This is a genomic window from Lentzea chajnantorensis (assembly GCF_054300775.1).
Window position 1 is genome coordinate 4,373,583 of sequence record NZ_JBSDZT010000002.1, and the last position, 16,429, is coordinate 4,390,011.

Sequence of the window (16,429 nt, forward strand, 5' to 3'; positions counted from 1 at the left end):
CAGCTATTCCCACTGGTCCTGGGCGCATGCTGGAGGTGTGGGGGATCGGCAAGGCCTGCGGCGGCTGTGACTGTCCGTGCTCGCGGCGGTGGTGGCGGTGTGGTGCCACTTCGGCGTCCTGGGGCCGGTGTCGATCGGGTTGCTGGTGCAGGTGAGCCGGGGGCCGTTGCTGCTGTACCTGCTGGGCGTGGTGCGGCTCCTGCTTCAGACGCTGCGCAGCACCGACACGACAACCCCGAGGATCGTCGCGTTGTCCCCGTCGATGACCTCGTGGGCGGGGTTGCGCGGCTCCAGGAACACGTGCCCGTTGCGGCGCTGGTAGACCTTGACGGTCGCCTCCTCGTCGATCATCGCGGCGACGATCTGTCCGCTGTGCGCCTCGTGCGTCTGCTGGATGACCACCATGTCGCCGTCGCAGATCGCCGCGCCGATCATCGAGTCACCGCGCACGCGCAGCGCGAACACGTTGCCGCCGCGGCCGACCAGTCCGCGCGGCAGGCTGAGCACGTCGTCCACGTGCTCGATCGCCGAGATCGGCGACCCGGCGGCGATGTCACCGACGACCGGCACCGGGACGGAGTCGGCCGAGGAGCGGGCGGTCGCCGGCTCGTGCAGGAAGACCCGCACGTCCATCGGCCGCGTCACCGAGGCGCCCCGCTTGAGGAAACCCTTGTCCTCCAACGCCGCCAGGTGCTTCGACACCGAGGAGGAGGACCGCAGGCCCACCGCCTCGCCGATCTCGCGGGTGCTGGGGGAGTAGCCGTGCTCGACCACCCAGTCGCGGATGGCGACCAGGATCTTCTGCTGGCGCTCCGGCAGCACCGACGTGTCGAGGTGCTCAAGATCGTCGTAGGTGGTCACCGCGGTGATCTTAGTCGTCACTCGTCCGGGTGGCGGTCGCCGCCCTCGCCGGGGGAAACGGGTGCTCGACCGCGTTCCGCAGCCATGCTTGGTGCAACCTGGCAGTTGCACATCGGTCGAATGATGTGCAACCCTGAGGTTGCAAATAAAGCCGGACTGAGGAGCCTGTCGTGAGCGTGGACCGGATCGAACGCGAGACCCTGATCGAGGCGTCGCTGGACCGGGTCTGGCAGCTGGTGACCGAGCCGGGGTTCTGGGTGGCGTCGCAGCCGTCCGGCACGGCGGTCGAGGGGGAGACGACGCTGTGCAGGAACGAGCAGCACGGCGACTACCCGGTGCGGGTGGAGACCGTGACGCCGCAGTCCTACGTCGCGTACCGGTGGGCCAGTGCGTTCGCCGGCGCGGAGCTGACCGCGGACAACACCACCCTGGTCGAGTTCACGCTCACGCCGGAGGGGGCCGGTGTGCGGCTGCGGGTGGTGGAGAGCGGGTTCGCGGCGCTCGCGGCGTCCGAGGAGGTGCGGGTGCGGGCGCACGAGGACAACACCGGTGGGTGGGCCGGGGTGCTCGAAGCGTTCACCAAGAAGGCGGAGAGCTGAGTCAGGTCGACGCCGCCGTCCACGTGTTGGCGATGCGGGCCGGCGAGGTGCGCGAGGGACAGGTCGCGACGCGCCCCGGTGCCGCGATGGACGGTGTCGGCGTGGACCTCGTGCGCGTCGAGGGGGAGCAGGTGGTCGAGGTGTGGCTGTTCACCGCAGACCTCGCCGAGGAGGACGCGTTCTGGGGGCGGGCCGCGAAGTCGTAACGGAGTCGCGCGTCCTGACACCCGTTCGGGCTAGATCACGAGAGACTGACCTCGTGGATCGCAATCGAAGCTGGACGGACAAGGGCGAGGCCATCGGGCACGGCGTGAGCTGGCTCGCGCGGTGGAGTCTGCGGGTGGCGTTGGCCGCGCTCGGCTTCTGGATGCTGACGTGGCTGATCGGCAAGCTGTGGGTGGTGGTGATGCCGGTGTTGCTGGCGTTGCTCATCACGACGGTGCTGTGGCCGCCGGCGCGGTGGCTGATGTCGAAGGGGTGGAACGCCGCGCTGGCCGCGACGACGGTGCTGCTCGGCGGGCTCGTGGTGCTGGGCGGGGTGGTGGCGGCGATCTCGTCGTCGATCGCGTCCGGGGTTCCGGAGATCGCGCGCAGCGCCCAGGACGCGGTGCAGCAGGCGCAGCGGTGGGTGGCCGGGCCGCCGTTCAACCTCAAGGGCACCGACCTCGACCGGTTGATCGACCAGGGCGTGCAGCAGGTCAAGTCGAGCATCGGCTCGATCGCGACCGGGCTGCTCACCGGCGCGGGCGCGGTCACGTCGGGGCTGGTCACGACGGTCGTGGCGTTGCTGCTGGCGTTCTTCTTCGTCAAGGACGGCATGCGGTTCACGCCGTGGCTGCGCGGCATCATCGGGCAGCGGGCCGGTGGGCACGTCACCACGGTGCTGGAGCGGGTGTGGGCCACGCTCGGCAGCTTCATCCGCAGCCAGGCGGCCGTGAGCCTCATCGACGCGGTGCTGATCGGGCTCGGGCTGCTGGTCCTCGGGGTGCCGCTCGCGGTGCCGCTGGCCGCGCTGACGTTCCTGGGCGGGTTCGTCCCGATCGTCGGCGCGTTCGTCGCCGGTGCGCTCGCGGTGCTGGTGGCGCTGGTCAGCAACGGGCCGACGACGGCGATCATCATGCTGGTCATCGTGGTGGTGGTGCAGCAGGTCGAGGGCAACGTGCTGCAACCGATCCTGCAGTCGCGCGGGCTGCGGCTGCACGCGGCGGTCGTCCTGCTCGTCGTCACTGCCGGCACGAGCCTCTACGGCATCGCGGGCGCGTTCTTCAGCGTCCCGGTCGCGGCGGCCGTGGCGGTGGTCGTGCGGTACCTCGGCGAGGTGATCGAGGCGCGCACGGTCGCGGAGGAGCCCGCAGTGGACACGTCACGACCCGTCGGCGACGAACCGGCCAAGCCCGAACGTTCTTCTGAGTGAACGCCGACGAGGGCCGTCCGGTGGACGGCCCTCGTCGATGCGTGCGGCGATCTCTACCGCTCGCCCAGCTGCCACTCCGGCCGGACGTAGTGGCAGGTGTAACCGTTCGGGTAGCGCTCCAGGTAGTCCTGGTGCTCCGGCTCGGCCTCCCAGAAGTCCGACGCCTGCGTGACCTCGGTGACGACCTTGCCCGGCCACTTGCCGGAGGCGTCGACCTCCGCGATGACCTCCTCGGCGACGCGCTTCTGCTCGTCGGTCTCGAAGAAGATCGCCGACCGGTAGCTGGCGCCGATGTCGTTGCCCTGCCGGTTGCGCGTCGACGGGTCGTGGATCTGGAAGAAGAACTCCAGGACCTGCCGGTAGCTCAGCTGCGCCGGGTCGAACACGATCTCGATGGCCTCGGCGTGGTTGCCGTGGCGGCGGTAGGTCGCGTTCGGCGTCTCGGGGTCACCGGTGTAGCCGACGCGCGTGGAGACGACGCCGGGGTGGCGGCGGAACAGGTCCTGCATGCCCCAGAAACAGCCGCCCGCGAGAACTGCCTTCTCCGTCACAGTGTCACTCCTCTGCCTTCGGTTCTCACCCAGGAGAACGTTCGGTGTCGGCCGGTTCATCCCCGCCATGATGTGACGTATCCATTACGGACGCGGCCGAACCGTCCAGCGCTGGTCAGAGGAAGGTGGTCTGTCCGATCGGCACGGCCAGACCGGACAGGCCGTTGAGGAGGCAGTCGAGGTTGGGGTTGGCCGCCCCCACCGTCTGCGAGGTGGTGCCGGTCAGCGGACCGCTGGTCTGCCAGGTCGTCAGCTGCACGGTGCCGTCGAGCACGTTGGTGCGCACGGTGAAGTCGAAAGTGGTCTGCTCGTCTCCCGGGGACCACAGGATGGTCGCCGAGCCGGTGAGGGTGAGCAGCAGGCTGCACGGCACGCCGCCGAGGCTGGTGGCCGTGCCGGTGGCGCTGGTGACCGCACCGCCGGCCAGTTCCGGGTGCGAACCGTTGGGGGACAGGCAGTTCACCAGGTTCGCCACCGCCGTCACCGACGCCGTGGTCTGCACGGCGGTCAGCGCGGGGCTGAAGCTGAGCTGCACGTTGACGTTGCAGGTGAGGTGGGGGACCACGGCGTGAGCCGGCGGCGCGAGTGCTCCGGCCGACCCGAGCACGAGGACCGACACGGCGGCCACGGCCCAGGTCCTGAACCGGCCCCTCGGAACTCTTCGGTGAATCGACACTGACGCCTCCTCCTGCGCGGATGTCCAGCCACGACCACCCGACCACGCGCGATGATCGACGACAATCAGCCGATGGAGTTGCGGCCGACCACCCGAATGGCACGCACACCGTCCGAGGCGGAAATTCCATTCCGGGCGGCAAAAGCGGCAATGCGTCCAACGGACTCACAACAGCAGAGGCGCCTGATAAATGTCTAAGAATTGAATAAGTGACCGGGGGCACCGTGAGCGGTGACACAAAGCGGCGAATTCGGTGACGTTTGCGCAGGTGGGAGCTGTAAAAAAGGAAAGTTTGAACTCTGTTCACTCGAATGGATTATATTCGCGCCCTGTCATGCCGGTCTTATTGTTCGTTGGTCAGAAACAAACAACGAACACGACCGATCAGGAGTGAACCGACATGCGCACCCACCTCCGGACCCGATGGACCGCCCCCGTGCTGGCCGTGACCGCGGTCCTGCTCGCCTCCGCCGCCGTGCCGGCGAGCGCGGCGACCACCACCGCGCTCGGCTCCCCGCAGGTCGTCCCGATCCCGGACAGCCAGGTGCGGTGGTACGCCAACGACTCGACCTTCCCCTACCTGCCCAACGCCACGGGCACGGCGAACCTCACGTTCTGGGTCGACGGCGTGAACTACCGCAGCACCGGGCAGACGCTCGACACGATGAGCCCGGTCAACCCGACGACCGCCGTGCCCAGCGCCGGCCCCAAGGGGAGCTTCGACGGCAACGGCGCGTGGCTGTTCCAGGCGGTGCGCGACCCCGAGGACCCGTCCGGAGCCATCTACGGGTTCTACCACGCCGAGGACCACGTCTTCGCCGACGGCGTGACCGGCTACGAGTACAACTCCACCGGTCTGGCGGTCTCGACCGACGACGGCGTCACGTGGACCAAGGAGGGGCAGATCATCGGCACGCCGCAGCCCCAGACGGCCCAGAACGGCGGCCCCGAGATCAACTCGGTGGTCTACGACCCGATCGACAAGCGGTGGCTGGGCATCGGGCACGGCATCGCCTACGCCTCGACCGACCCCGGTGCCGCGCCGGGTACCTGGAAGGGCTGGGACGGCAGTGCCTTCACCGTGTCCATGCCCTCCACCTCCACCGACGCCGGGAAGACCAAGCCCCTGTCCTCGCTGGGCTCCGACATCTCCGACTGCAACCTCACCTGGAACACGTACCTGGGCAAGTTCGTCCTGGTCTACAAGAACTGGGGCGACAACACCCACGTGTACATGAAGACGAGCGCCGACGGCATCACCTGGGGCGCGGCCACCACGCTGCTCACCGCCGCCGCGGGCAAGACCGTCGGCTACCCGCAGCTCATCGGCACCTCCAGCAGCGAGGCCGGCCAGCAGGCCACGCTGGTCTACGAGCAGTGGCCCTCCACCACCGGTCGCAACCGCGACATGGTGGAGCGCACCGTCCAGTTCACCACCGGCTGACACCGCACCACCACGACCGGCCACCAGCCCTGCCGATTGATCGGCAGGGCTGGTGGCACTGGCGCGGCGGGCGGCCGGGATCAGCGTCGCGCCTCCTTCGAAAGCTCGACGACCTCGTCGTCGCGTTGACGCCACCGCGGCGCGGTGACCTCAGGAGACGATGTGCAGGAAGACGTGGGTGGTCGTCCCTCGCGGGACGGTGTGGACGCGCACGAGGTCAGCGAGCTGGTTGACCAGCAGCAGACCGCGACCGCCCTCCTGGTCGAGAGCCGCGGGACGGCGGCCGGCGAGGGGATCGGCGAGGTGGCCGTCGTCCTGGACGGTGCAGACGAGGTGGTCGCCGGCCTGCCAGATGCTCAGCCGGCAGGCGCCGCCGGCGTGCCGGAGGCTGTTGGAGACGAGTTCCGTGGTCATCAGCGCGAGGTCGGCGGTGCGGGTCTCGGACAGGCCGAGCCGGCTGGCCTGCGCGGTGGCGAAGCGGCGGGCGTCGCGGATGCCGGCGGAGGACGTGACGTCGAGCGTGACAGCGTCCGGGGCGATGTCGAAGGGCTGGTTGTAGCGGTCGACGACGGCGTCGGGGGCGTAGCGGTCACTGCCGTGGCGACCGCCGGTCTCCCACACCAACGGGTGGGTGGCCAGTGCGTCGGCCACGACGTGTTCGTCGAGCGCGGCGGTGTCGTAGGGGCAGGCGATGGTCACGTCACGACCGGCGAAGGCGAGGTTGATCAGGGCTTCGTGCTGGGCGCAGGCCGGGTACTCGACGTCGGTGCGGGCGGCCCAGATGGGTTCACCGATGATGCGGACGTGCTTCCCGGGGTGGCGGTCGGCGAACCGGCGCAGCACCATGGGGATGATCCGGCCCGGGTTGCGGCCCTCCACCTCCATGTCGAGCAGCAGCACGTCGTCGGCGCTCGCACCGAGGCCCTCGCGCAGCAGCCGCAGTTGCCGGGCCGGCACGGAGGCGGCGACCGGGTGGCCCAGCTCCAAGCCCTCCGCGATGAAGGGCACCAACAGGTGCAGGTACTCCTCGTCGGAGGAGTAGAACACGGCGGGGTGGACGAACTCGCCGGGCAGCGGGAGGTCGGTGATCGTCATGCGGCGCTCTCCACTCGGACGTTCGTGAGGTCGAGGAGGTCCACCAGGACGGCCACCCCCGGCCAGGAGGTGCGCAGCACGACGGAGGCGTCCCGATCAGCGGCGTGGTGGGACAGGCGCAGCAGGGCGCGGTGGTCGAGGAAGGTGAGGCCGGTCGCGTCGAACACCAGCCGCCCGTCGCGGGGACGGAGCTCGGCGCGGTGCAGGGCCAGGGCGAACTGGTCCTCGCTCAGCTGGTCCACCTCACCGGCGAAGGCCGTCCTCAGGTCATCGGCGGCGTGCAGCCTGAAACCGGGGGAGGAGGTGTTGGCGTTGGGGTGCATGCAGGCCAGCTGCGCGAACGCGTGGTCGTCCACCTCGTCGGCGGCGTAGGCGCACATCGCCGAGAACGGCCTCTCGACCATGTACCGGTCGATCCGGTGCTCGTAGCGGGCGAACACGTCCAGCTGCGCCGGGGTGCGCACCAGCGAGGTGCAGTCGGCCGCGACGCGGAACCCGGTGAACCCGGCGGCCAGCGCCGCTTCCGTCGCCGCGGCGTAGGTGCGCACCTGCGCCGCGGGCTCGACCACCGCACCCACCGGGTAGGTGCTGTCCAGCGAGGCGACCTGCGCGGTCCCGATCTTCAGCGCCTCGTCGATCCCGTCGATCCCGTCGAGGTCCTCGACCAGGGAGCCGGGGGCACCGGTGCCGATGTAGCAGACCCGGTGACCGAGGGCCAGGCCTTCGGACAGGAACTCGCGGACCCGGTGCCGGAAATCGTGCCTGTCGCGGTATCGCCAGCACACGTGGTCGTGGGGTCCGAACCCCCGTCCGTGCCCGGCGAACCCCGACCTGCGCTTGCGCGTCACCTCAGCCGCCTCTCACCTGCGCCGCGGCGATCGTCGCGACCACCGGCCAGGATCGAGCCGAGGCCGCACGTCGTCGACGCGCCCACCGGTAGAAGGTACTCCCGGCCGCGGGCAGTTCGGAGGGTGCGACCGGCGGTGACCCGGAACGTGGTCACGACCTTCCTCGTGGGGCGCGGGGCTGCGCCGCGGCGATCTCGGCCCAGACGACCTTGCCCTCCTCGGTCGCGCGGGTGCCCCACCGCGTGGCGAAGGCGTCGACCAGCAGCAGCCCGCGGTGCCGGTCGTCCTGCGGACCGGCGTTGAACAGGCGGGGCCCGGAGGTGCCGTGGTCGGCGACGTCGATGAACAGCCGGGAGTTCTCGAGGTGCAGGCGCAGCACGACCGGGCGGTCGGCGTGCTGGACGGCGTTGGCGACCAGTTCGCTGGTCACGGTGAGCGCCGCGTCCCGCACCTCGGCCAGGTCCCACCGGGTCAGCTGCTCGCTGACGAACGCGCGGGCGCGTGCCGCGACGCCCGGCCCGGTGTCCAGCGGCATGGAGGCCACCTGCCGGTCCGCCGCCAGGCGCTGCACGTGCAGCAGGGCGACGTCGTCGTCGTGGCGCCCGGCGGTGAGGCGGTCGATGAGCTTGTCGCAGGCGACCTGGAGGTCCACGTCGGGCGGCAGGGAGCCGATCTCGGCCAGCAGCGCGTTGATGCCGGTGGTGAGGTCGCGGACCCGGCTCTCGACCAGACCGTCGGTGTAGAGGGTCAGCCGTGCGCCCACCGGGAACGACGTCTGCCGCTGCAGGAACGTCTCGCCGACGCCCAACGGCATGCCCAGCCCCTCGCCGATCAGGTCCGTCGTGCCGTCGGGGTGGGTCAGGACCGCCGGGAGGTGACCGGCGTTGGCGAAGGTCAGCGTGTCGTCCGCGGGGTCGTGCACGGCGTAGAAGCAGGTGATGAACGTGGCTTTGGGGGTGACGCCGGCCAGTGCCGTCGCGTGCCGCAGCACGTCGGAGGGCGGGAGGTCCAGCAGCGCGTAGGAACGCACGGCCGTACGCATCTGCCCCATCACGGCCGCCGCCGTCACACCCCGGCCCACGACGTCGCCGACCACGAAAGCGGTGCGTCCGGCGGGCAGTTCGAGCACGTCGAACCAGTCGCCGCCGACCTCGGAGCCGGTGGCCGCGGGCAGGTAGCGGGACGCGATGGCCAGACCGCTCACGTGCGGCACCGCGGGCAGCATGCTGTGGGTGAGCTCCGACGCCGTCGAGCGCTGGCGGTCGAACAGGCGCGCGTTGTCGAGGGCGATCGCCGCGTAGCCCGCGATGCCCTCGGCGAGCTGCTGGTGCCGCTCGGTGAACCGCCCGGCCTCGTGGTGACCGAAGAAGAACCCGCCCAGCACCTCCCGCGACGACGGTGAGACCACCGGGACGGCCAGGTAGCTGCACACCGGCAGGTGCCCCGGTGGCATCCCGTGATGGGGGTCGTTGCGGCCGTACCGCGGGTCCCGGGTGATGTCGTCGGAGCGGACCGTGCCCTCGCCGTTGAAGGTGACGGAGAAGACGTCGGTGTTGCGGGGCATGGGAAAGCGCTCGAACGCCGACTTCGGCACGCCGGACAGCGTGTAGAGGGTGTAGGACTCGCCGTACTGGTCGACGAGGTTGTAGAAGAACGCGCCGAACTCCGCCCCGGTGGCCTTGGTCGCGGCGTCCGTGGCGTCCTGGACCAGCGTGGTGAGGTCGAGCTGCGAGGTCAGCCGGCGACCGACGACCTGGAGGGTGTCGACCAGCTCGGCCTCGGCGCGCAGCCGGTCGACCGTGCTTTCGAGGTCGGTCGCCTGCTCACGGGAGGTGTCCTCCAGCACGCGGAGGTGGTCGAGCAGGGCGTCGCGCTGGGCAGCCACGTCGACCTCGCCGCGACCGGCCAGGGGGTGGGCCAGCAACCCGGTGCGGACGCTGACGGCCACCGCCCGGAACATCTCCGCGGTCTGCGGCGAGATCGGCACACCCACCGACAGCACCACGCAGAACAGGCCACCGTCCGGCAGCGCGCCACCGAACGCCAGCACCGAGCGCACCCCGTGGTCCCGGACGAAGCCCTGGTCCGGAACGTGTTCGCTGCCGTCGGCATCGGCCACGAGGAAGACACCGCACCGCTCGCCCGCGTCCAGCGCCAGCCCGCCCGCGTCCCGCACGCCGAGCGCGGCGGCCAGCGCGAAGGCCATCGGCGCCGCAGCGGCGGCCTCGGCCGAGGTCGGTGCCAGCGCACCGGGTGTGCGGCGCACGACCGGTGCGTTCTGGCCGGGTTCCGCACCGGAGCCGGCCTCCAGCACCAGGCACCACGTGTCCGGACCGGCCTCATCGGGCTCGGATCGGCGCGCGACCTCCCGGAGCGCTTCGGGCAGCTCGGCGAAACGGCGGGTGGAGAACAACCGCGCCGACAGCACGACCGAGCTTCCCGTGCTCGTCCGTGAAGTGGCCGCGCAGCCGTTCCACGACCTCAGCGGCGGCGGAGCCGAAGTCGTCGGCGTCCTCGGCCGCGGCGCGGAGTCCCGCGGTCAGCCGCACCACGTCCGACAGGCCGAACGAGGCGAAGTCGCCACCGTCCCGGGCAGGCCGGGGGGAGAAGTCGTTCACCGGGCTGATCCACCAGGTGCGTCGGGCACGTGCGCGTGGATCGTCAGCAGCTGGTGCAGCGAGGTGAGCCTGATCGCCGACTCGACCTGGGGCCGCAATGCGGCCAGGTGCAGCGCGCCACCCGCTGCCAGGGCGACCTTGTGCAACCTGACCAGCGCGCTGAGCGCACTGGAGTCGCAGAAGTCGAGCCCGGACAGGTCCAGCACCAGCGTCCCGCCCTGGGCGGCGAGCGGTTCGACCACCTCCAGCATCCGAGGGGTCGTGCCGAAGTCGAGCTCCCCGACGACCGCCGCGACCGTGTCGGCACCGCGGTCGTGCACCCCGATCTCCAACGGCAGCGCCTGGCTCATCCTCACCTCTCCTCGTTCGCGGACCCGCCCAACGTACCCGCACGGCCACAACGGGCCGCACGCCCGGCACGATCTCCGGCAGCACCACCTCCGCGCCGTAGCCGCCGAGCCACCCGCGGCAGGCGCCTCGACGACCGACGCCCAGGCCGAAACCGGCCAGGGCCAACGGGACAGCGCGGGTGTGAGTCCGGTTCGGCCGGTCAGGAGGCTCCTCGGCGGGCCGATGGCACCTACCGTGGACCGCATGGACGACCGAAGCGACCACCGGACGGAGATCCGGGACTTCCTCGCCACCCGGCACCACCAGCGCACACACCTCGGCAACCGGCCATGACACAACGGCTGCACCTGCCACTGCCCGAGGCCGGAACGGCAACCGGGCAAGCGGTGGAGATCGTCGCGCTGCACGCCTCCGCCGTGCACGCCTACGAGGGCCGTCCGTCGGACGGGCCGCGTCCCGATCCGGGGCCCGTCTCGCACGACCACGTCGAGGTGCGCGCGAAGCTCGGGATCGTGGGGGACCGGTACTTCAACCACCCGGCGCACCGCAACGCGGCGGTCACGTTCCTCGCCGCCGAGTCGCTCGCGCCGTGGCCGGTGGACCCGCTGGTCGCGCGGCGCAACGTCGTGGTGCGCGGGTTCGACGTGGACGCGTTGGTGCGGGGCACCGCGTTCAGCCTCGACAGCGGTGACGGGCCGGTCCGGTTCGAGGTGCACCGGCCGGCGAACCCGTGCGCGTGGATGGACCGGGTGATCGCGCCCGGAGCGTTCAAGGCGTTGCGCGGCAAAGGCGGCGTGCGGTGCGTGCCGCTCGATAACGGGGTGCTGCGCGTCGGGACGGCGGTTCTCGGGATAGCGGGCGGATGAAGTGGTTGTCCCGCAAGCCGACGATCATCACCGCCGTCAGTCTCGTCGTCGTGCTTGCCGCCGCGGTGGTGCTGTGGAACGTCAGCAGGTCGCGCACGTTCCAGTTCTTCGGTGACCTCGTGCACCGGGTCGAGACCACCGAGAACGTCGTCGCGCTGACCTTCGACGACGGTCCCGACCCGGCCGGCACGCAGCAGGTGCTCGACGTGCTCGCCGCCGAGGACGTGACGGCCACGTTCTTCCTCGTGGGCCGCGACCTGGAGGAGCACCCGGAGCTGGGGCGCAGGATCGCGCGGGCCGGGCACGAGATCGGCAACCACACCTTCTCGCACGAGCGGATGTTCGGTGTGACACCGGGTTTCGTGGCGAAGGAGGTCGAGGACACCGACGCGGCGATCCGCAGGACCGGCTACAGCGGTGCCATCCACTTCCGGCCGCCCAACGGCAAGAAGCTCTTCGCGTTGCCGTACTACCTGGAGCAGCACGACCGGACCACGGTCATGTGGGACGTGGAACCGGACTCCGCGGGCACACCGCCGAAGGACCGGGTCGTCAGCGAGACGCTCGCGCAGACCAAGCCGGGGTCGATCGTCCTGCTGCACCCCATGTACGCCGGGCGGGACCAGACCCGGCAGGCGCTGCGGCCGATCATCGCCGGTCTGAAGGAGCGCGGGTTCCGGTTCGTCACGGTGTCCGCGCTCCTCGCCGCCCGCCGCTGACCCCTTGCTTCACCGGCATCTGCAAGTATCAGACGCCAGCAGAGCAAGGTGGGCCGGGAGAGGAACTCCTGGGCGAGTGGGACGACCGCGTGGCCGAGTAGCCTCCGCGGGTGTGGATCTTCTGCCGTACGCGGAGTACGCGGCGTCGCTGAGCAGGAAGCGCGCCGCGGCCGGGGTGCTGTTCCGCGACGACCGCGCGCGGGTCCTGCTGGTGGAGACCACCTACAAGCGGTGGTGGGAGATCCCGGGCGGTGCGGTCGACGCCGGTGAGGCGCCGTGGCGCACGGCGGTGCGCGAGGTGCGCGAGGAGCTGGGGGTGCAGCGGCCGCTCGGGCGGCTGCTGGTGGTCGACCACGTCCCCGCGGACGGGCCGATGCCGGAGGGGCTCGCGTTCGTGTTCGACGGCGGCCTGGTCACCGCGGCCGAGGTGGCCGCACTGGAGCTGACCGACCCGGAGATCCGCTCGGCCGGGCTGTTCCCCCTCGACGAGGCACGCGGCCTGCTGAAACCGGTGCTGGCGCGCCGGGTCGAGGCCGCGCTGCACGCCGTCGGCTCCGGCGGGGTCGTCCTGTGCGAGCACGGGCGGCCGGTGCGCTGAGCCCGGAGACCGGGCCCAGCGCGGCACGGCTCAGGCGTACGGGTCGAACGCGATGCCGGCGGGCTTGGCGCTCGCGAGGTTGCCGTTGAACGCGCTGTCCTTGATCGCCAGCGAGGCGCTGCCGAAGTCCGCGTTCACGAGGACGTCGCGCACACCGCCGGGGAACCGGTCCCAGCTCACGAGGTCCGGGTACTGGTAGACGCCGTAGTGGTTCTCCGCCTGCTCGTTGTAGCCGGCGAGCCGGAAGCAGTGCGTGCTGGCGCCGTCCTTGTGGTAGATCACCTTCGCGTGGGTGCCCTCCCACTGGACCTTGTCGCGCGAGAAGGTGTTGTACTTGCCGTGCGCCGAGACCGAGACGTACTGGGCGACGTCGTTCTGCACCCAGACGACCACGTGCTCGATGTCGTGCCGGTGGCCGCAGCAGTCCCACAGCGGCACGGCCTGGTCCTTCTCGAAGTACAGGTCGTACAGGTAGGCGCACCAGCCGTTGTTGCACTTGGACCGGCTGTAGGAGTTGGTGTTGTCCAGGTCCGACTGGTCGTGGCAGTCGCCGTTGAGGGCGCCCGAGTTCTTCAGGCCCGGTGCCACCTGGCCGGTCGGCGAGATCGCCGGGGTCGGGTAGCAGCCGTCGCCGTCGTAGTCGAACGCCGGCTGCCACTTGCCGTCCTCCGCCGTGAAGTTCGCGGGGATGGCACGGGGCGGGTCGGCGAGCGCGACGCCGGGGAACAGCGCGGTGACCAGCAGTGCGCCGAGCAGGGCCGGCAGGAGCTTCTTCCTCACAGGGCCTCGATTCCGGGAGCAGGGGAGCGGAGAGGCGTGCAGGCAAAAGGTTGTACATGAACAGCGTTCACGTCTAGGTGGTTCACTGAATGTTTGCCGTACCGGGAAATTCACAACGCCGGGATCAGCTCGCGGCCGGTGACCGCGAACGACTCGACGGCCGGGACGGTCACGACGAACTGCTCGAAGACCTGGGCTTGCCTAGGTGCTTTCCCCGCGGGCGGTGTCGATCACGTCGTCGAGCACCGCGCGGGTCGTGCGCAGATCGGCGATCATCCGGTCGATCCGCGCGCGTTCGTCCTCCAGTTCGGCGACCAGCCGCGGTGTCGCGACCTCGGACGGGCCGCCGTCGGCGTCGCGCAGGCACGGCAGCAGCGAGAACACCTTCCTGCTCGACAGGCCCGCCGCGAACAGCTCCTGGATCCGGACCACCCGGTCGACGGCACCGTCCGGGTATTCGCGGTGCCCGCCCGCCGTCCGCGTCGGCGCCAGCAGGCCCTGCTGCTCGTAGTAGCGCAGCGACCGTTCGCTCACACCCGTGCGCCGCGCCAGCTCGCCGATGCGCATCCCCGCCTCCGGAACGGACTTGAACCTGACATTGATGTCAACTCCTACCGTCGGGACATGACGGAGAACAAGCTCTACGACTACTCGCCGATCATCGACCGCCCGCCGCTGGCCTGGCCGAACGGCGCCAGGGTCGCCGTGTACGTCGGCCTGAACGTGGAGCACTTCCTGCTCGGCACGCCGTCCACGAGCATCTGGCCGGGCACCGCCGAGCTCACGCCCGACCCGCTCAACCACGGCTGGCGCGACTACGGCCCCCGCGTCGGCATCTGGCGCACCATCGACGCGCTCGACCGCCACGGCCTGCGCGCCAGCGTCCTGCTCAACTCCCTGGCGGCGAGGCGGTACCCGCGGATCGTCGAGGCCGGCGTCGAGCGCGACTGGGCGTGGCTCGCGCACGGCGAGACGAACTCCAAGCTGCACACCGGTCTGACGGAGGAACGCGAACGCGAGGTGCTCGCCGGGGTCGTGAACACGATCGAAGATGCGACCGGCATCCGGCCGCGCGGCTGGATGGGGCCGGGGCTCACCGAGACCTCCCGCACGCCGCAGCTGCTCGCCGAGCTCGGGCTGAGCTACGTGCTCGACTGGACCGCCGACGACCAGCCGTTCCGGCTCACCGTCCCGGGCATGATCAGCGTGCCGTACTCGGTGGAGCTCAACGACCTGATGCTGCTCGACCGCTCCGGGCCGGACTTCCTGCGGATGGTCGAGGACCAGTACGAGGTGCTGCACGCCGAGGGCGGCCGGGTGCTCGCGCTGGCGCTGCACCCGTTCGTCACCGGTCAGGCGTTCCGGCACAAGTACCTCGACCGGGCGCTCGCCCACCTGGCTGCCGCACCCGATGTGTGGCTCACGACCAGCGACGACATCGCCGAGCACTACCTGAGGCACAACTAACAGCCACCCCGGCGTGCATGTTCATACACAGTCGTGCATAATCATTGTCGTGTCCAAGGTGCTCACTTCACTTCCCGCCGGCGAACGCGTCGGCATCGCCTTCTCCGGTGGTCTCGACACTTCCGTCGCGGTCGCGTGGATGCGTGAGAAGGGCGCGGTGCCGTGCACGTACACCGCGGACATCGGTCAGTACGACGAACCGGAGATCGACAAGGTCCCCGGCCGCGCGGGCACGTACGGCGCGGAGATCGCGCGTCTCGTGGACTGCCGCTCGGCGCTCGTCGAGGAGGGGCTCGCGGCACTGGCGTGCGGCGCGTTCCACATCCGCTCCGGTGGCCGCGCGTACTTCAACACGACCCCGCTCGGCCGCGCCGTCACGGGCACCATGCTCGTGCGCGCCATGCTCGACGACGACGTCCAGATCTGGGGCGACGGCTCGACCTACAAGGGCAACGACATCGAGCGGTTCTACCGCTACGGCCTGCTCGCGAACCCGTCGCTGCGGATCTACAAGCCGTGGCTGGACGCGGAGTTCGTGACCGAGCTCGGCGGCCGCAAGGAGATGTCCGAGTGGCTGCTGGAGCGCGACCTGCCCTACCGGTCGAGCGTCGAGAAGGCGTACTCCACCGACGCGAACATCTGGGGCGCGACGCACGAGGCCAAGTCGCTCGAGCTGCTCAACGAGGGCATCGAGATCGTCGAGCCGATCATGGGCGTCAAGTTCTGGGACCCGTCGGTCGAGATCGCCGCCGAGGACGTGACCATCGGGTTCGAGCAGGGCCGCCCGGTCACCATCAACGGCAAGGAGTTCGGCAGCTCCGTCGACCTCGTGCTGGAGGCCAACGCGATCGGCGGCCGCCACGGTCTGGGCATGTCCGACCAGATCGAGAACCGCATCATCGAGGCCAAGAGCCGCGGCATCTACGAGGCGCCCGGCATGGCGCTGCTGTACATCGCCTACGACCGCCTCGTGAACGCGATCCACAACGAGGACACCGTCGCGAGCTACCACACCGAGGGCCGCAAGCTCGGCCGGCTGCTGTACGAGGGCCGCTGGCTCGACCCGCAGTCGCTGATGATCCGCGAGGCGCTGCAGCGCTGGGTCGGTTCCGCGGTCACCGGCGAGGTCACGCTGCGGCTGCGCAGGGGCGACGACTACTCGATCCTCGACACGTCCGGCCCGGCGTTCAGCTACCACCCGGACAAGCTGTCGATGGAGCGCACCGAGGACTCGGCGTTCGGCCCGGTCGACCGCATCGGCCAGCTGACCATGCGCAACCTCGACATCGCGGACTCGCGCGCCAAGCTGGAGCTCTTCGCGGGCCTCGGCATGGTCGGCACCCGCCAGTCCGAGCTCATCTCGGCCCAGGTCGAGCCGACGAAGCTGATCGGCGACGTGCCCGACGGCGGCGCCGAGGTGATCGCCTCGCGCGGTGAGGTCTCCGAGGCCGACGCGCTGCTCGACGCGGCCGCGATCGAGTCCGGCACCGACTGACGTCCCGCACCGGCGGGGGTGGGCGATCTCCTCGCCCACCCCCGCCG

The 16,429-nt window shown here is 70.6% G+C and carries 18 protein-coding genes; 9 read left to right on the forward strand and 9 right to left on the reverse strand.

All coding sequences use genetic code 11. The annotated features are described in order from the left end of the window. Window positions 1-204 precede the first annotated feature (204 nt). Window positions 205-861 (reverse strand): transcriptional repressor LexA, encoded by a 657-nt coding sequence (gene lexA / locus ACVDFE_RS22070; protein ID WP_458431674.1) that lies wholly within the window; start codon window positions 859-861, stop codon window positions 205-207. A gap of 170 nt (window positions 862-1,031) precedes the next feature. On the opposite strand from lexA, the gene ACVDFE_RS22075 reads away from it, so the two are divergent. The 3 genes from ACVDFE_RS22075 to ACVDFE_RS22085 are packed head-to-tail and all read left to right on the forward strand — an operon-like array spanning window position 1,032 to window position 2,874. Continuing rightward, window positions 1,032-1,460 (forward strand): SRPBCC domain-containing protein, encoded by a 429-nt coding sequence (locus ACVDFE_RS22075; protein ID WP_458431675.1) that lies wholly within the window; start codon window positions 1,032-1,034, stop codon window positions 1,458-1,460. Window positions 1,461-1,492: 32 nt separating this feature from the next. Continuing rightward, window positions 1,493-1,666 (forward strand): hypothetical protein, encoded by a 174-nt coding sequence (locus tag ACVDFE_RS22080; protein ID WP_458431676.1) that lies wholly within the window; start codon window positions 1,493-1,495, stop codon window positions 1,664-1,666. 53 nt (window positions 1,667-1,719) lie between these two features. Beyond that, window positions 1,720-2,874, forward strand: a complete 1,155-nt coding sequence (locus tag ACVDFE_RS22085) for an AI-2E family transporter (protein WP_360401319.1) — start codon at window positions 1,720-1,722, stop codon at window positions 2,872-2,874. Between the two features lie 53 nt (window positions 2,875-2,927). Here the strand turns inward: ACVDFE_RS22085 and msrA are convergent, their stop codons facing one another. Together msrA and ACVDFE_RS22095 are read right to left on the reverse strand one after the other, a co-directional pair. Next, on the reverse strand, window positions 2,928-3,425 hold the full coding sequence (msrA, locus tag ACVDFE_RS22090) for a peptide-methionine (S)-S-oxide reductase MsrA (protein WP_458431677.1): 498 nt from the start codon (window positions 3,423-3,425) through the stop codon (window positions 2,928-2,930). Between the two features lie 115 nt (window positions 3,426-3,540). Further along, complete coding sequence (locus ACVDFE_RS22095) at window positions 3,541-4,053, reverse strand: hypothetical protein (protein ID WP_458431678.1); 513 nt, start codon at window positions 4,051-4,053, stop codon at window positions 3,541-3,543. 448 nt (window positions 4,054-4,501) lie between these two features. Between ACVDFE_RS22095 and ACVDFE_RS22100 the strand changes: the two genes are divergently transcribed. Next, the gene (locus ACVDFE_RS22100; RefSeq protein WP_458431679.1) at window positions 4,502-5,545 is read left to right on the forward strand and encodes a hypothetical protein; all 1,044 of its coding nucleotides are present in this window, start codon (window positions 4,502-4,504) and stop codon (window positions 5,543-5,545) included. A gap of 150 nt (window positions 5,546-5,695) precedes the next feature. Here the strand turns inward: ACVDFE_RS22100 and ACVDFE_RS22105 are convergent, their stop codons facing one another. The 4 genes from ACVDFE_RS22105 to ACVDFE_RS22120 all read right to left on the reverse strand — a co-directional run bounded on the left by ACVDFE_RS22105 (window position 5,696) and on the right by ACVDFE_RS22120 (window position 10,456). After that, complete coding sequence (locus tag ACVDFE_RS22105) at window positions 5,696-6,640, reverse strand: anti-sigma factor RsbA family regulatory protein (protein WP_458431680.1); 945 nt, start codon at window positions 6,638-6,640, stop codon at window positions 5,696-5,698. Next, the gene (locus tag ACVDFE_RS22110) at window positions 6,637-7,488 is read right to left on the reverse strand and encodes an MEDS domain-containing protein (protein WP_458431681.1); all 852 of its coding nucleotides are present in this window, start codon (window positions 7,486-7,488) and stop codon (window positions 6,637-6,639) included. The genes ACVDFE_RS22105 and ACVDFE_RS22110 overlap by 4 nt, the downstream gene beginning before the upstream one ends. 151 nt (window positions 7,489-7,639) lie before the next feature. After that, window positions 7,640-9,916, reverse strand: coding sequence for an ATP-binding SpoIIE family protein phosphatase (locus tag ACVDFE_RS22115; RefSeq protein WP_458431682.1), 2,277 nt, complete (start codon window positions 9,914-9,916; stop codon window positions 7,640-7,642). A 186-nt stretch (window positions 9,917-10,102) separates the two neighbouring features. Next, entirely contained in the window at window positions 10,103-10,456 is a 354-nt protein-coding gene (locus ACVDFE_RS22120) for an STAS domain-containing protein (RefSeq protein ID WP_360401340.1), read from the reverse strand. A 330-nt stretch (window positions 10,457-10,786) separates the two neighbouring features. Here ACVDFE_RS22120 and ACVDFE_RS22125 point away from each other — a divergent pair, with 330 nt between their 5' ends. From ACVDFE_RS22125 to ACVDFE_RS22135, 3 genes are all read left to right on the forward strand, one after another. Further along, window positions 10,787-11,323, forward strand: coding sequence for an MOSC domain-containing protein (locus ACVDFE_RS22125; protein ID WP_458431683.1), 537 nt, complete (start codon window positions 10,787-10,789; stop codon window positions 11,321-11,323). After that, complete coding sequence (locus ACVDFE_RS22130) at window positions 11,320-12,042, forward strand: polysaccharide deacetylase family protein (protein ID WP_458431684.1); 723 nt, start codon at window positions 11,320-11,322, stop codon at window positions 12,040-12,042. The genes ACVDFE_RS22125 and ACVDFE_RS22130 overlap by 4 nt, the downstream gene beginning before the upstream one ends. A 112-nt stretch (window positions 12,043-12,154) precedes the next feature. Further along, a complete protein-coding gene (locus tag ACVDFE_RS22135; RefSeq protein WP_360401349.1) occupies window positions 12,155-12,640 on the forward strand; it encodes an NUDIX hydrolase in 486 nt (161 codons plus the stop codon). A gap of 30 nt (window positions 12,641-12,670) precedes the next feature. On the opposite strand, the gene ACVDFE_RS22140 is transcribed toward ACVDFE_RS22135, so the two are convergent. Both ACVDFE_RS22140 and ACVDFE_RS22145 read right to left on the reverse strand, forming a co-directional pair. Continuing rightward, window positions 12,671-13,420, reverse strand: coding sequence for an NPP1 family protein (locus ACVDFE_RS22140; protein ID WP_458431685.1), 750 nt, complete (start codon window positions 13,418-13,420; stop codon window positions 12,671-12,673). Window positions 13,421-13,621: 201 nt separating this feature from the next. Beyond that, window positions 13,622-13,987 (reverse strand): MerR family transcriptional regulator, encoded by a 366-nt coding sequence (locus tag ACVDFE_RS22145; protein WP_458431686.1) that lies wholly within the window; start codon window positions 13,985-13,987, stop codon window positions 13,622-13,624. A 57-nt stretch (window positions 13,988-14,044) separates the two neighbouring features. Between ACVDFE_RS22145 and ACVDFE_RS22150 the strand changes: the two genes are divergently transcribed. Both ACVDFE_RS22150 and argG read left to right on the forward strand, forming a co-directional pair. Further along, window positions 14,045-14,887: a polysaccharide deacetylase family protein gene (locus ACVDFE_RS22150; RefSeq protein WP_458431687.1), complete on the forward strand. Its 843-nt coding sequence runs from the start codon at window positions 14,045-14,047 to the stop codon at window positions 14,885-14,887. A gap of 49 nt (window positions 14,888-14,936) precedes the next feature. Beyond that, window positions 14,937-16,382 carry an argininosuccinate synthase gene (argG, locus tag ACVDFE_RS22155; RefSeq protein WP_360401358.1) on the forward strand — a complete coding sequence of 482 codons (1,446 nt, stop codon included), beginning with the start codon at window positions 14,937-14,939 and terminating at the stop codon, window positions 16,380-16,382. Window positions 16,383-16,429: the final 47 nt, after the last annotated feature.

Coding starts and splice junctions, on each gene's coding strand:
- ACVDFE_RS22080 (WP_458431676.1), top strand. CDS start 1,493: ATGCGGGCCGGCGAGGTGCGCGAGGGACAGGTCGCGACGCGCCCCGGT.
- ACVDFE_RS22100 (WP_458431679.1), top strand. CDS start 4,502: ATGCGCACCCACCTCCGGACCCGATGGACCGCCCCCGTGCTGGCCGTG.
- ACVDFE_RS22105 (WP_458431680.1), bottom strand. CDS start 6,640: ATGACGATCACCGACCTCCCGCTGCCCGGCGAGTTCGTCCACCCCGCC.
- ACVDFE_RS22120 (WP_360401340.1), bottom strand. CDS start 10,456: ATGAGCCAGGCGCTGCCGTTGGAGATCGGGGTGCACGACCGCGGTGCC.
- ACVDFE_RS22125 (WP_458431683.1), top strand. CDS start 10,787: ATGACACAACGGCTGCACCTGCCACTGCCCGAGGCCGGAACGGCAACC.
- ACVDFE_RS22130 (WP_458431684.1), top strand. CDS start 11,320: ATGAAGTGGTTGTCCCGCAAGCCGACGATCATCACCGCCGTCAGTCTC.
- ACVDFE_RS22145 (WP_458431686.1), bottom strand. CDS start 13,987: ATGCGCATCGGCGAGCTGGCGCGGCGCACGGGTGTGAGCGAACGGTCG.
- ACVDFE_RS22150 (WP_458431687.1), top strand. CDS start 14,045: ATGACGGAGAACAAGCTCTACGACTACTCGCCGATCATCGACCGCCCG.